The following is a 15,053-nucleotide window of genomic DNA, read 5'->3' as shown; positions in this document are numbered from 1 at the left end:
CGAAACCGGAGCAGGTCCGGTCCGAACGGGCGCTCGGACGAGCGATATCGGCTTTTCATGGTAAACGGGGTTTTAACGCCCGGCGCGGTCTGGCATTGATAGAGGCATCAGGTAAGGATTTCTTAACCTTTAAGAGGATGCAGCCCGAAGTGACCGCACCGATTCGCTTTCCGCGCTTTTTCGTGACCAGCCCCGCGCCGTGTCCGTACCTGCCCGGCAAGCGCGAGCGGAAGGTCTTTACCGAGCTGCGCGGTGAAAATGCCGACGAGCTGAACGAAGCGCTTGGCCGCATCGGTTTCCGCCGCAGCCAGACGGTGGCCTACCGCCCGTCTTGCCTCGATTGCCAGGCCTGCGTCTCGGTGCGGGTGGTGGCGGACGAATTCAAGCCATCTTCGTCGCAGAAGCGCACGCTCAAGGCGAATGACGATCTGATTGCTACCGAATGCCGCCCCTGGGCGACTGCGGAACAGTTCGAATTGCTGCAGAAATACCTCGCTGCACGGCACCCCGGTGGGGGCATGACGCAGATGGAGGAAACCGATTTTGCGGACATGGTGGAACATACCAGCGTCACAAGCTTTCTCATTGAATATCGGGAGCCGGGTATCGGCGCCGAACAGGGCCGCCTGGTGGGGGCGTGCCTGACGGACTACCAGGGCGACGGGCTGTCGATGATCTACAGCTTCTACGACCCTGAGCATGGGGATCGCGCTGGGCTTGGGAACTACATCATCCTCGACCACATCCGTCGGGCAGCTGGGAACGGACTGCCTTTCGTCTATCTCGGCTATTGGGTCGAAGGCGCCGAGCGGATGCAATACAAGGTCCGCTACCGTCCGCTCGAGCGGCTTACCCGCAGCGGCTGGGAACGGATGCCCGATGCCGAACAGAAACGGCTTATCGCGGCAGCCACCGCGCCACGCGTCAGCCGTCGCGAAGAAGCCCTGCCAGCCAAGGACGGCCTTGCGAGCGAGTATAAAGTCACCGAGTGAGGTGGCGCGCCGCGCTCTGGGAACCTGCCTCGCGATGGCGGCGATCGCTGCATCGCATCCCGTTCTGGCGCAGGATATCGGCAGCGCGCCTTCGCTGGATGAACTGATACCCGACAGCGCGGTAGAAAACCCCGATGAATGGGCGCAGCAGGGCGCCGACGGTGCGGCATCCGAAGGCGAGGTGGCGGAGCCCGATACCGATTCCCCGATCAGCGATATTCCGGGCATTCCCGTGGCCTGGCCCGAAGATGTCGAGATTCCGGCGCTCGAACCGCTCGAGCCCGAAGATGATATCCGGTTCGCCGACCTGCTCGAGGATGCACCGCGGATCGCGTTCGAGGAAGCCGATCTGGAGGAAATTTCCAATACGCTGGTGCTCGGCTTTCCGCAGAAGGAGCCGCCATTCACGCAGCGCGGCGATTTCGTCGATCGGTTCGAGGCATTGTCCACGATCGAGGAACTGGATGATGGCGACGAGAACGTCGCCCAGCTTGCCGCCCGCGCGAGCGAGGACGAGGAGCTGTTGCGTACGCTGCTGCGTGTCTACGGATATTACGATGGCGAGGTGATCCGTACGATCGGCACGCGCGACGCGGGCGAAGATGCGGCGGAGCAGCGCCCGCGGGTGCGCTTCGATGTCATCCCCGGTCCGCGCTATACCTATGGCGCCATTGATCTCGGAGAGTTGGCCGCGGCACCCGATGCCGAAGAACTGCGCGCCGCATTCGGCATTCAATCCGGAGATTACCTGCAGTCCGATACGATCGTCGACGAGCGTTTCGATCTCGATCGCGCGCTTGGCGAGACAGGCTATGCCTTCGCCGAAATCGACGAACCCGAACTGCTGATCGATCACCAACGCGTCGAGGGCGACCTGACGCTGCCCGTCCGACCGAATGGCAAGTATGTCTTCGGCGACGTGGTCAGTAGCGACGAGGCATTCCTTTCGGGCCGCCACCTCGCCAGCATCGCGCGCTTCGAGCCCGGCGATACCTACCAGCGCAGTCTGGAGTTCGACCTGCGCCGCGCAATCACTGCCACGGGACTTGTTTCGACCGTCGCGGTGGAGGCGCGCGAAGTGGCCCCGCCGCAAGGTGACGAACCGGGTGTCGTCGCGATGGACGTCACCTTGGAGCGAGCCAAGCTGCGCACGATCTCCGGCGCGATCGGCTATGGTTCGGAAGAGGGCATCCGCGTCCAGGCCGCCTGGGAGCATCGCAACCTGTTCCCGCCCGAAGGCGCCCTGCGGCTTCGCGGGATCTTGGGAACGCGCGAACAGCTTGCGGGCGTTACCTTCCGCAAGAACAACTTTGGTGGGCGTGACAAGGTGCTGACTGTCGATGCCTATGCATCGAGCATCGACACCACAGCCTATGATGCGCGGACCGTTGCGCTGACCGGCACTTACGAACGCACCTCGACGCTGCTGTTCCAGAAGCCGCTGGCCTGGGGCGTGGGCGCGGAGATCCTTGCTACCGACGAGCGCAACCGGATCGTCGACGGGGTGGCCCGGCCACGCCAGACCTACTTCGTGGGCTCGGTCTTCGGGCGGGCCACGATCGATACCAGCGATTCACTGCTCGACCCCACGCGCGGCTTCCGGGTGACCGGTTTTCTCGCGCCCGAAACTTCGCGCACGCAGGGCGAACAGTATTACTACCTGCGCAACCGCGTCGATGCGGCCTACTACCAGTCGGTGGGCGAACGGACGGTGCTGGCCGCTCGGCTTGCCTTTGCCGGAATCCAGGGGGCCGATCTGATCGGCATTGCGCCATCGCGCAGGCTCTATGCGGGCGGCGGCGGCTCTGTGCGTGGTTACGGCTATCAGGCAATCGGGCCCAAGAACGAGTTCATGGAACCCATCGGGGGGCGGAGCCTGGTCGAAGCCTCGTTCGAAGCACGCATCGGTACGGGCTTTCTCGACGGGGCGGTGTCGGTCGTGCCCTTCTTTGACCTTGGCAGCGTATCGACTTCGACCACGCCCGATTTCGGCGAGATCAAGATGGGAGCGGGCGTCGGCCTGCGTTATGCCACCGGCTTCGGACCGATCCGCGTCGATGTGGGTGTGCCGCTCAACCCCGAACCCGAGGATTCACCCGTCGCGGTCTATGTTTCGCTGGGGCAGGCGTTCTGATGGCGGACGCGGAATCGCTGGAACAGCCAACCGGGGAGGGGAAGGCCGCTGGCGGACGCGGGCGCAAATGGCTGCTTGGCCTGGCGGCGGCGCTGGTCCTTCTGCTGGGCGGCGGATTGCTTCTGCTCAACACGCCGATCGGCGAGCGTTTCCTTGCCAGTCGCATAGCCGAACGGACGTTCCCGAACGGGCTGAACATCCGCATCGGGCGGATCGATGGCAATCTCTACGGCGCGGCCGTACTCCACGATGTGGAACTGTCGGACCCGCAAGGCGTGTTCCTCACGATACCCCGCGCAGAGGTGGACTGGAACCCGGGTGGCTGGCTGTCGAACCGGCTCGAGATCGACAGTTTCGCCGCGCGCCGCGCGACGCTGGCGCGCTTGCCGGAATTTCTCCCCAGCGAAGAAGAGGGGCCGATCCTCCCGGGCTTCGATATCGATATCGAAGAACTGGCGATCGAGAACCTCACTCTGGCTCCCGGAATTGCCGGCGACGGGCCGCAGCGTGTGGATGTAGCGGGCAGCGTGCAGGTAGCCGACCGCAGGTTGATGGTCGATCTGGACGGAGAATTGGGACAGAGTGACCGGCTTAACCTGCTGGTCAATGCCGAACCTGATGGGGACGATTTCGATCTCGCAGTTGATGTGGTTGCGGCTGCCGATGGGCCGATCGCGGCGCTGGCTGGCCTCGAAAATTCCTACACCGCACGGCTTCGCGGCGATGGTACCTGGTCGCGCTGGACCGGGGGTTTGCTCGTGCGCGGCGAGGACGAGCGCATAGCCGCGCTGCGGATTACCAATCGCGCCGGGCTGTTCGGCCTGTCGGGCCGGTTCGATCCCTCGAGCTTCGTTACCGGAATTCCCGCCCGCGCGCTGGGTGATGACGTCGCAATCAAGAGCGAGATTGCAATCGACGATCGCGTGTTCGACGGCCGCGCATTGCTCCGCGGCGCCGGGCTCGACCTGACCGCCGAAGGGTTGCTCGACCTCGCCCAGAACCGCGCCGAAGCGCTCGAGATTGCTGCGCGGGTGCGCGATCCGAACCTCTTGGGCGAGGACATGAGCCTGCGCGATGCACGGCTCACCGCCACGATCGACGGGGCGTTCGATGATCTCGCTATCGTCCATGACCTGCGCGTGGCCGAAGCCGATCTCGCCGGAACCGTACTGACCGGCCTGCGCCAGCAGGGAACGGCCGATTACGATGGGACACGCTGGACGTTGCCGCTGAACCTGGCGGTCGCGCGGATTGTCAGCGGCAACGCGCTGGTCGATCCCCGTCTGGTCGATGGCCGTGGCAGCGGCACGTTGGTCCTCTCCGGTTCGATGTTGCTGGCGGACGATCTGCGCCTGACATTCGCCAATGCGTCGGCAAATCTCGCCCTCCGCGGCGATCTCGCGCGTGGATCCTATCTGATCCGCGGTCCGGTGCGCGCACAAGGCCTCGCGCTCGACAATGTCGGTACCGCGGGGGGCACGGCGGTTATCGACTTCGCGCTGCAGCCGGGCCGGCCCTGGCGGCTGGGTGCGGAACTCGACGCACGGGTTACCCCCGTTACCAATGCCACGCTGGCCAATCTTGCCGGGCCGGCGATCCGCGTACGCGGGGGTATCGCCACGGGGGGCGATGGACCGCTCGATTTCGACCGGTTGCGGATCAACGCAAGCAAGCTGGCCATGGCGCTCGATGGCAGCGTGCGTGACGGAACCACGCGCGTGGCCGGCAGCGGGCGCCATGCCGATTATGGCGCATTCACAGTTGAAGCCAGCGTAACCGAGACTGGTCCGACCGCAGCACTGGTTTTCGATCAGCCTTTTACCGGGCTGGAAAATGTCCGGGTGGCCATTGCCCCGAGCGAGGAGGGCTTCGCGATCGATACCGAGGGCGGGTCTGTGCTTGGCCCGTTCGCTGGGGAGCTTGCCCTGTTGGCACCTGCCGATGGACCGACGCGGATTACGATCGGGCAATTGCGCATTTCCGATACGGATGTGACCGGCGGGATCGCGCTGGTCGAAGGCGGTGCCGACGGTACGCTCGCATTCAACGGCGGTGGCTTGTCGGGCACCGTCGCGCTGGCACCACGCGGCGGCGCGCAGGGAGTCACGATCGATTTGGCCGCACGGAATGCGCGTTTCGGGGGTGAACCCGCAATGCGTATCGCGCGCGCGGATATCGACGCCAGCGGTGTGATCGGAGAAGGGCGCACTGCCTTCACGGGGTCGGCCAGCGCGGCCGGTCTGTCCTACGGCACGCTGTTCATTGGTCGTCTGGCCGCAGAAGGGGCGTTGGAAGACGGGGTCGGACGGATCGACGCGTCCCTCTCGGGACGGCGTAGCGGCCGTTTCGTGCTGGATCTCAATGCCGCTATAGCGCCCGAGCGGATTGCGCTCGCCGCAAAGGGACAATTCGCCGGACGCCGCATTACCATGCCGCGTCGCGCAGTGCTTACTTCGCTCGACGGCGGTGGCTGGCGTTTGGCGCCGACGCAATTGTCGTATGGCGACGGTGGCATGATTGCATCCGGCAGCTTCGGGGGCGGCAATCTGGACTTCGATTTCAAGCTCGCGCGAATGCCGCTTTCGCTGATCGACGTCGTCCGCGCCGACACAGGCCTTGGGGGGACGATCTCGGGCGCCATCGACTATCGCACCAGCGCCAACGGGCTGCCCGTCAGCGATGCGACGGTGAAGATCGAAGGACTGACCCGGTCGGGGCTCGTCCTGACATCGCGCCCGGTCAATGTTGCGCTGGTCGCACGATTGACCGAGGACGAATTGGCAACGCGTGCCATTCTGGGCAATTCCGACATCCAGCGTGGCCGGGTACAGGCGCGCATAACCGGGCTTCCCCGGCAGGGCGTGTTGATCGACAGGTTGCGTGCAGGCCGCCTCGCCGCGCAATTGCGCTATCGTGGCGCAGCCGAAAGCCTTTGGCGCCTCGCGGCGCTCGACACATTTGATATCACCGGGCCGATCGCGATTGCCGCCGATGCCAGCGGGACACTTCAGGACCCCACCGTGCGTGGGTCGCTATCGGGTGATGCGTTGCAATTGCGCAGCTCGCTTTCGGGCACCGATATCAGCGATATTGCGCTGCGCGGTCGCTTCAGTGGATCGCGGTTGCAGCTGACCCGTTTTGCCGGGACTGCGGTGAACGGTGGCAGCGTCAGCGGGAGCGGTATCGTCGATCTGCGGACGCTGGGCGAAACGGTCGAAGGTCGAGTGCTCGAAATCCGTGGACCGATCATCGATCTGCGGGCCTCGGCGCGCAATGCGCGGCTCCTCGATACTGGCGGGCTCAGCGCGACGATCACCGGGCCGCTGCGGATCGTTTCCAATGGCCTGGGCGGAACCATCGCGGGGCGCGTCCGGGTGAATGAGGCTAGTTGGCGATTGGGCACCGCATCGGACGATCTGCGACTGCCGCAGATCGCCACGCGCGAGATCAACGCACCCGCCAATCGGGCGCCGCAGGCTGCCCCGGCACGCCCCTGGCGTTATTTGATCGATGCGACGGCAGCCAGCCGTATCAACGTTGACGGGATGGGGCTCGACAGCGAATGGTCGGCCGATGTGATCCTGCGCGGGACAACCGACGATCCGCGCATCGGCGGCAGCGCCGAAGTCGTCCGTGGCGATTACACCTTTGCGGGGACCCAGTTCGAACTGACCCGCGGCGAAATCGAATTCGACGCCAATCTGCCGGTCGATCCGCGACTGGACATTCGCGCCGAGACCGAAAGCGATGGTCTCACGGTCGAGGTCACCGTGCGCGGCAGCGCGACCCAGCCGGAGATCGCCTTTACCTCCGACCCCTCGCTTCCCGAGGAAGAGCTTCTCGCCCGCTTGTTGTTCGGCGGTTCGGTGACCAGCCTTTCGGCCACCGATGCGCTGCAGCTAGGCGCTGCAGTGGCAAGCCTGCGCGGTGGTGGAGGGCTTGATCCGATCAACCAGCTACGCAGCGCCATCGGCCTCGATCGCTTGCGGATCGTCAGCGCGGACCCGGCGCTGGGCCGCGGAACAGGTGTGGCTCTGGGCAAGAATTTCGGGCGCCGCTTCTATGCGGAAATTATCACCGATGGCCGCGGTTACAGCGCCACCGAAGTGGAATTCCGTGTGACCAGCTGGCTTTCGCTGCTGGCTGCGGTCTCGACAGTGGGGCGTGAAAGCGTCGTCGCGGAGATCAGTCGGGATTACTAGGTTCGACCGCATCGCGGCGAGGCAGCAACAGGCGATCGATCGGAATCAGGACGCCATTGTTCATAGCGGCTGCCCCCTCTGCAAAGCTGGCCGGCTGGCCCCCTTCCGTAGCCACGCGGAGCTTCCCTCCATCGCGGCTGAAGGTGACGGTAGCATTGCCCAAAGTCATCATGGCAACCGGCCCGCGCTTGCGGTCGATCGCAGCGCCTATCGCTTCGGGTGTCAGGTGACCGGGGAGTACGTGGTTGCGCACGATCGCGGCAAGAACCGGGCGACTGGCATCGTCGAACAACGCGTCCGCTTCGACGCCATATTCGGCGAATGCCTCATTGGTCGGCGCCAGCAGCGTATAACTGGCGGGACCGTCTAACACGCCTACCAGTTGCGACTGTTCGATCGCTTCCTGAGTCTTTCCAAGGTCTTCATCCGCGCCCAGGGCCGCGGCGAGCGTCAGCGTCCCGTCATCACGGGTCGCGACGCTTTCCGTCGTGTCGGGTGTTGGCTCGTCCTTGCACGCAGTTAGCGTGAAGGGGGCCGCGAGAACCAATGCCATCGGCAAGAGGCACGTCCGGCGTTTCGTTGCAAAGCGTGTCATATCAGTAGCTCGATCACGGCGTCGACTTCTCGCGTCGCCGGGTCGAGCCGGTAAACATAACCGTTGGCATAGCGATAGATCGCCGTTTCGCTATCCGCGTAGCGGCTGCGAAACGCATAGGGGACATTGTAGACATCGTAGCCGCCGGGCGCCGGTTCACCGATGACGAAATTGTCGTCGGTGAGTATGCCTGCAATGGCGGTAATCGTACCGTCCTGAGGATCGACGCGATAAATCACGTCGTTGGCGAATCTGTAGGATGCACTCGTTCCGAGATCGAAATAGTCGATGTAGTAGTCGGGCAGCGGGCCGCTCGTATAGTCATCTGGCCAAACCTGTCCGATCGCCAGTGCGCCGCCCAGCAGCGGGACATGCCCCGTCACGTTCCCGCCCGGTGCTTCTCGTAGAAGATAGCCCGCAGCGTAAGAAAAGTTACCCGTATCAGCCTGTCCGAGGTTGAAAAAGGAAGGGGTAAACGCAGTTCCGTCCGGACCCTTCGCGGAACTGGCCACTGCGCCCTTGCGACACGTGCCGACGCGCGATGCCAGCGCATCCGGGCAGCCGGCAAGCCATTTGGTTTCCATGCGAAGCTGTGCCAGCGCGTTCCGGTCAGCCTCGTACACGGCCTTGTCCAAGCGCCGCGTATCAAGCTCCGGCGAGGCATCGGCGGAAGAGGATACTCGCGAAAATTCAGTCGACGTGCTGCTTGACGCGGTTGTGCCGGGGACAGCAAGGGCGCTGCCACAGGCAAGCGCGATAGCAGCCGCTCCCACGACAAAGCTACGCATCAGGGGGTTCTCCTTTGATCCCCCAACGGAAGCCAAATCGTTCCGGTTCCACCATTCGTCGTATTGTCCAAGCCATTGAACGGCGGGGTTTGCTTAGCCCGACCGATAGAGCAACTCTTCGGCGGCGCGTCGGCGGACGAGGCCATTGAGCACGCGGCCACCTGCTCGGGTCCAGCGCGAGAATTCATTGGCGGCTTCTTCGAAACGGCCGGCACGATGCAAGCGCAGCAAGGTCGCTCGCCGGATCGCGCCGGTGTTATAATGGAAGCTGGTAAGCGCATCGAACTGCGCCTGTGATGTCGGCGCGTCCTGCACCGCCTCGGCGACCTCGCGCGCATGGCGGGCGAGGTCTTGCGACAGCCGATCGTCACACTGTTGCTGTGTCCACACGGTGCCCGGGCCGATATCCGGTCCGGTGGCGCCCCAGCCGATCGTCCACGGTGCGGCCCCGGTCCCCGGGTCGGGATAGGCTTCGATCAATCCATCGGCTCGCTTGAGCGCGCAGCCTTCGAAACGGCGGATCAGTTCGAGCCCCGCATCGCCGACTGTGTGAGGGCTTTCGGTTTTTCGTGGTTGCGGATGCGGGTCGAGCGAGGCGTCGATCGCATCATCGAGCGCGACGACTTCCGACTGGCGGAAAGGGCGGCCCAGCAGGCGACGTAGGGTATCGAAGATCGGTTTGCGGTTCATTGGGGGCCTCCTGAAATGAAGAGGCGCCCTGATTAGGCACGATTGGTCAAAGTAGGAAAATGGTTTCCCTCAAGCAAAAGGGCCGCCCGGTCTCCCGGACGGCCCCTGTGTCGTGGTGTCTGGCGCCGGGGCGATCAGAACTTGAAGGTCGCCGTTGCGCGGTAGGTTTGCGCATCGGCATTGTCGCGACCGATCGTGGTGTCGAAGCCCACGCCGAACGCGGCCGCACCGGTTACATATTTCACCGATAGCCCGGCTTCGCCCCAGTCTTTCGACTGATTGGCCAGCAGGAACGGCACTGCCGGGCCGGTTCCGCCGGCGAACTGAGCGGTAAAGAAGGCCGGGCCGTCTTCATACTCGTGCACGAAATCGATATTGGCATCGATGCGGATCGGGCCACCGGCATTCTGGTAGTCCAGTCCGATGCGACCCTGCAGGCTTTCGACATCCTCGCGGTTGATCTGCAGCGCCAGCGTTCCGCCGGTCTCCGTGACCGGATCGAACGAGTGGTCGACATAGCGCAGCTCGATACCCGGCGAGATCGTGCCCAGCGGGCCTTCGAAATCGTAGCTGATGCCGACCGCAGCCGCGAAGCCGCTGTTGCTGCTTTCGCTGGTCAGCGTCTGCGAACCGCCGAGGAAGGCGACGGTGCGCGTGGTGTCGATATCGATATCGGTCAGGCTGAGCTGGCCGTCGACGACGAAACCGTCCTCGGTCTTTGCGCTACCGTAGAGCGAAAGCGCCAGGATGCGGGAATCGGCTTCCTGGCCGAGCACCACATCGGCTTCGAGGTCCGAGTAGTAACCCGACACGCCGATCATCGACAGATCGCTCGGGAAGTACTCGAGACCGCCGGCAATGAAGTAGCCGTCGACATCCGTGGTCTGACCGGCATAGCCCGGCATCGACGAACCGCTACCGCTCAGGAAGCCGCCGGCAAGGTAGATCGCCAGGTCTTCACGAATGGCGCCGTCCTGGACGCGGGTGGGTTCGTCCGCCTGGTCGAGCCCCATAGCCCCCGCATTGATCGGCTGGCTGCCGCGCGAAACCGACATGTCCGCCGTGTGGATCGGGTTGCCCATCGTGGCGATGGTGCCGCCCGAACTCGCCAGCGTCGATTCACGCAAACGATTGGCGTTGAACGTCTGCAGGTTCTGGTACGACTGCGCCGCCAGCTGCTGGACGGCGGTTTCGCCGACCGGTGCGAGCCCGTCGAAGGTCGACTGGATCGTCTGTGCGCTGGCGAAGTCGAGACCATATAGCTCGGACAGCGCCGCATTGCCGCGGTTCTGGTCGAACAGGCGGGCGTAGCTGGACTGCACCGCGCTCGCGCCGGAAATCGCCGAGCGATAGCTCGCCGCGTCGATCTGCATGATCACGGCAGTGTCGGTATAGGTGAACGACTGGCTCAGGATCGCCGAGATCGTGCCTTCGACGAACGTGCCGGTCACCCCGCCGTCAGCGGTCAGGATGGTGTACTCCTGACCCAGGCCATTGGTCTGCGCGGTGATGCCGGAACCCACGGCGACGACGCCGTCGATAGCGGCCGCACCGGTCACGGCGAGCTGGTCGGACGTGCCATCGGCCGCGATGTCGATCATCAGCGTTGCGGCAGAGGATTGCACCAGCGAACCGTCGATGGTCAGCGTATCAATTCCGCCGATCGTGCCTGGCGAAATCGCACCCATCATGTTGGTGACGAAGGGAGCGGTAACCGTGCCCCCACCCTGCAGCGCGCCGCCGAAGATGGTGTAGTCGCCGACCGAGGTCAGTCCGCCATCGACGGTGATCGTGCCGCCGAACTGGCTGACGTCGATCAGCGAGGTGAGGCTACCGTCCGCGGTGATGTCGAGGCCAGCAGTGCTCTGCACGGTGAGGCGGTCGATGGTGACATCGCTGCTGAGCGTGGTGGTACCCGCATTGCCCAGCGTGACATCGAAATACCGCGGGTCGACGTTGACGTCAGCGTCAGCGCTGACCACCGGATCGATGTTGTCGGGGACGAAATCGGTGGCACCGGGAAGGCCGTTGTCGAGCGTCGGGTCGGGCAGTGCCTCATCCGAAAATTCGGGGCTGCCGCCATCGCTCGCCTGCGGGTTCTCCTCGGCGAATTCGGCACCGCCATTGCCGTGCGCGACTTCCTCCGAGAATTCCGGTGCGCCGTTATGCGCTTCGTTGGCGTTGATCAATCCGTCGCGCCCCAGCGCACCGCGACCATTGGCCGAAGTAGCAGTAGTAGGGCTCGCCTCATTGCCGCCGCCCAGTGCATCGAGCATCTCGCCATCGGCTTCGCCGATGCCCGACGACACCGTGCCATCGGCATTGCGCGCCGGCGGCGTGGCTTCGCCCGAGCCGAGGTCCTGACAGCCGTCGCCCACATTGTCGCCCTCGGGATCGAAGCAGACTTCGCCCCATTGCGGCGCATCACCGGTGATGCCGTTGCCGGGCGACGTCGGCAGACCGTTCACCACGTCGCCGTTTTCATCGATAACGCGGTAAACCGGGTCGAGTGTGGTCTCCCAGTGCGAACCGTCTTCCCAATTGCCGTCACCGGCCTTGGCGGTGACATAGCGATAGGGGTTGGTCGCGACGATGTAGTCCCAGAACAGGTAAAGCGGCTGGTAGAAGCTTTCGGTACCGTAGCTGGAGAATTCCTGTGCGCCGAAGAACCGCGAGCCGCCTGAAAGGACGGCAATGACGAGATCTTCGTCGCTCAGCGTGTTGTTCGCGGCATCGAGGATCAGCGGGCCACCCGAGTCGCCGCCGGCAGTCGTGCCCTCGCGCTCGAGTGGCTCGTCCTTGTAGAGGTTGAAATCGAACGGATTGGTCTTGTTGGGATCGTCGAAGTCGAGACGATAAAGGACCTGCGGCAGATCGCCGAAGGCCGCGCCGAACAGGAAGGTGTTCCGATCGTCGAAGGACGTCAGCGCACCGATCATGTTTTCGGCCGATTTGCGGCGCCAGTCGATGCCAAGATCGTCACCGTTCGTACCCGAACCGGTGCGGCCGTAACCGGTAATGTTCACGTGATAGCCGGTACCGGTGGTGTCGTCGATTTCCTCGGGCGTGGGGAGCGGTGAGAACAGCAGTGACCAGGTCGGCAGGTCCGCAGCCGGGTCCGACAGGCTGGCAAGGGCGATATCACCTTCAAGGAAGCCCTGCCCGTCGGGGCGGGCTACCGAGCGGGGATCGTAATAGATGCGGTTGACGTCGAACACGGCGAGGTCGGGGTTGCTGGCGAAGCCGTTGTTGATCCAGTCGATGAAGCCCGGGAGGGCATTCACGTTGAAGGAGAATGCCGAACGGATCGTCGTGTTGTAGTCGGTTTCGGGTACGTCGTTCACGCAGTGCGCAGCGAACAGCACGGTCCGCGGATTGATCAGCGTTCCGGTGCAGACGAATCCGTCATTGCGGTAGAACTGGCCGACACCGGCGAACTCTTCATCGGTGTCGACGATTTCGTCCGGAGTGTAGTTGTCGTTCGGCACGATGGCATGTGCCGGTGTGCTCAGTGCGACCGACGACAAGGCGATGGTGGCGGCACCTGCAAGCAGACGGCTGCCGGTACGGTTGAACGTAGATTTCATTACGAAGGCCCCTCCAGGAAATGTTCGCAAACGCGCGCGCCCCAAGCCGCGCAGATGGTTACTTTTGCATCCACCTTTCAGAAAAGTGAAGGGGCTTGCGACCATCGCATGTCAGGAATTGCCAAGCCGTGTGGCATGAAGGACCCACTTTTTCATACAAATGGATGCGCGCTTGGAGAGGACCAAGAAAAAGGGCGGCCGGATAAATCCGACCGCCCCGCAATAAGTCCGTACGTCTAAACGGGAATTGTCGTCAGGCGCTGTAGTACATGTCGAATTCGGCCGCGCAGGGCGTGGTTTCGACGCGCAGCACTTCATCCCACTTCAATTCGCAATAGGCCTCGATCTGATCCTTGGTGAAAACGTCACCCTTGAGCAGGAACTCGTGGTCGGCCTCGAGCGATTCCAGTGCTTCGCGCAGACTGCCGCAGACGGTCGGCACATCGGCCAGTTCGGCGGGCGGCAGATCGTAGAGGTTCTTGTCCATGGCTTCGCCCGGATGGATCTTGTTGGTGATCCCGTCGAGGCCCGCCATCAGCAGTGCCGAATAGGCGAGGTAGGGGTTGGCCATCGCATCGGGGAAGCGGAACTCGACGCGCTTCGCCTTGTCGCCGGCGCCATAGGGGATGCGGCACGATGCCGAGCGGTTGCGCGCCGAATAGGCGAGCAGCACGGGGGCTTCGAAGCCCGGCACCAGGCGCTTGTAGCTGTTGGTGGTCGGGTTGGTGAAGGCGTTCAGCGCCTTGGCGTGCTTGATGACACCGCCGATGTAGTAGAGGCAGTTCTCGCTCAGGCCGCCATACTGGTTGCCCGCGAAGGTCGGCTTGCCGCCATCCCAGATCGACATGTGCGTGTGCATGCCCGAGCCGTTATCGTCCTTGATCGGTTTGGGCATGAAGGTCGCGGTCTTGCCGTAGATGTGCGCGACCTGGTGCACGACATATTTGTAGATCTGCATGCGGTCGGCCGTCTCGGTGAGCGTGCCGAAGGTGAGGCCGAGCTCGTGCTGAGCAGCCGCCACTTCGTGGTGGTGCTTGTCGCAGGGCAGGCCCATTTCGATCATCGTCGAGACCATCTCGCCGCGGATGTCGACGGCGCTGTCGACCGGGGCCACGGGGAAGTAGCCGCCCTTGGCACGCGGACGGTGCGCAAGGTTGCCGCTCTCGTATTCCTTGCCGCTGTTGGTCGGCAGTTCGATATCGTCGATGGCATAGCCCGATCCGGCATAGCCATCCTCGAAACGGACATCGTCGAACATGAAGAATTCGGCTTCGGGGCCGACATAGATCGTGTCGCCGACGCCGGTCGACTTCAGATAGGCTTCGGCGCGCTTGGCGGTCGAACGCGGGTCGCGGGCATACCATTCGCCGGTCGAGGGTTCGACGATATCGCAGAACACGATCAGCATGGGTTCGGCGCTGAACGGATCGACATAGACACGCTCGAGGTCGGGCTTGAGGATCATGTCGCTTTCGTTGATGACCTTCCAGCCCGCGATCGACGAACCGTCGAACATCAGACCGTCTTCGAGTTCGTCTTCGCCCAGTACGCTCGCGACCATGGTCAAATGCTGCCACTTGCCCTTGGGGTCGGTGAAGCGCAGGTCGACCCACTCGATGCCTTCGTCCTTGATCTGTTTCAGGACGTCGCTTGCACTTGCCATTGGTATTGCCTCCGATTGAACAGGATGTGTCTGTGCGGGCTAACCCCGCGATTATTCAGATCGCGTCGTCGTCGCGTTCGCCGGTGCGAATGCGCAGCGCGCCCTCGATCGACGAGATGAAAATCTTGCCGTCGCCGATGCGCCCGGTCTGGGCCGCTGCGGCGATCGCTTCGACCGTGCGGTCGGCAATGCCTTCGGGCACCACCACTTCGAGTTTCACCTTGGGGAGGAAGTCGACGACATATTCGGCGCCGCGATAGAGTTCGGTATGGCCCTTCTGCCGCCCGAAGCCCTTGGCCTCGGTGACGGTGATGCCGGATACGCCGATTTCGTGCAGCGCTTCCTTCACCTCATCGAGCTTGAAGGGCTTGATGATCGCTTCGATCTTTTTCACCTGCTGGT

Annotated in this window: 9 protein-coding genes; 3 read left to right on the top strand and 6 right to left on the bottom strand. The window is 63.6% G+C overall.

The annotated features are described in order from the left end of the window. Positions 1-149: 149 nt before the first annotated feature. Genes FHS69_RS06070 through FHS69_RS06060 form a run of 3 tightly spaced genes read left to right on the top strand, consistent with a single transcriptional unit; the run spans position 150 to position 7,328 of the window. Positions 150-992 carry an arginyltransferase gene (locus tag FHS69_RS06070; RefSeq protein WP_166776906.1) on the top strand — a complete coding sequence of 281 codons (843 nt, stop codon included), beginning with the start codon at positions 150-152 and terminating at the stop codon, positions 990-992. A 34-nt stretch (positions 993-1,026) separates the two neighbouring features. After that, the gene (locus FHS69_RS06065; protein WP_166776905.1) at positions 1,027-3,126 is read left to right on the top strand and encodes an autotransporter assembly complex protein TamA; all 2,100 of its coding nucleotides are present in this window, start codon (positions 1,027-1,029) and stop codon (positions 3,124-3,126) included. Continuing rightward, positions 3,126-7,328 (top strand): translocation/assembly module TamB domain-containing protein, encoded by a 4,203-nt coding sequence (locus FHS69_RS06060; RefSeq protein ID WP_166776904.1) that lies wholly within the window; start codon positions 3,126-3,128, stop codon positions 7,326-7,328. Before FHS69_RS06065 ends, FHS69_RS06060 begins: the two co-directional genes overlap by 1 nt. Here FHS69_RS06060 and FHS69_RS06055 read toward each other — a convergent pair. The 6 genes from FHS69_RS06055 to FHS69_RS06030 all read right to left on the bottom strand — a co-directional run bounded on the left by FHS69_RS06055 (position 7,312) and on the right by FHS69_RS06030 (position 15,045). Then, on the bottom strand, positions 7,312-7,881 hold the full coding sequence (locus FHS69_RS06055) for a fasciclin domain-containing protein (protein WP_166776903.1): 570 nt from the start codon (positions 7,879-7,881) through the stop codon (positions 7,312-7,314). The genes FHS69_RS06060 and FHS69_RS06055 overlap by 17 nt on opposite strands. Before the next feature lie 38 nt (positions 7,882-7,919). Continuing rightward, positions 7,920-8,711 carry a hypothetical protein gene (locus tag FHS69_RS06050; RefSeq protein ID WP_166776902.1) on the bottom strand — a complete coding sequence of 264 codons (792 nt, stop codon included), beginning with the start codon at positions 8,709-8,711 and terminating at the stop codon, positions 7,920-7,922. A gap of 93 nt (positions 8,712-8,804) precedes the next feature. Beyond that, positions 8,805-9,401: a lysozyme gene (locus FHS69_RS06045; protein WP_166776901.1), complete on the bottom strand. Its 597-nt coding sequence runs from the start codon at positions 9,399-9,401 to the stop codon at positions 8,805-8,807. A gap of 134 nt (positions 9,402-9,535) precedes the next feature. Beyond that, positions 9,536-12,988 carry an autotransporter domain-containing protein gene (locus FHS69_RS06040; RefSeq protein ID WP_243844534.1) on the bottom strand — a complete coding sequence of 1,151 codons (3,453 nt, stop codon included), beginning with the start codon at positions 12,986-12,988 and terminating at the stop codon, positions 9,536-9,538. Between the two features lie 253 nt (positions 12,989-13,241). Continuing rightward, positions 13,242-14,651 carry a type I glutamate--ammonia ligase gene (gene glnA, locus FHS69_RS06035; RefSeq protein WP_067462889.1) on the bottom strand — a complete coding sequence of 470 codons (1,410 nt, stop codon included), beginning with the start codon at positions 14,649-14,651 and terminating at the stop codon, positions 13,242-13,244. A gap of 55 nt (positions 14,652-14,706) precedes the next feature. After that, positions 14,707-15,045 (bottom strand): P-II family nitrogen regulator, encoded by a 339-nt coding sequence (locus tag FHS69_RS06030; RefSeq protein WP_067462894.1) that lies wholly within the window; start codon positions 15,043-15,045, stop codon positions 14,707-14,709. Positions 15,046-15,053 lie beyond the last annotated feature (8 nt).

The organism is Qipengyuania flava, from assembly GCF_011762005.1.
Lineage (GTDB): Bacteria > Pseudomonadota > Alphaproteobacteria > Sphingomonadales > Sphingomonadaceae > Qipengyuania > Qipengyuania flava.
Note: the sequence above shows the minus strand (reverse complement) of the source record. Positions and strands in the feature narration are given on the sequence as shown.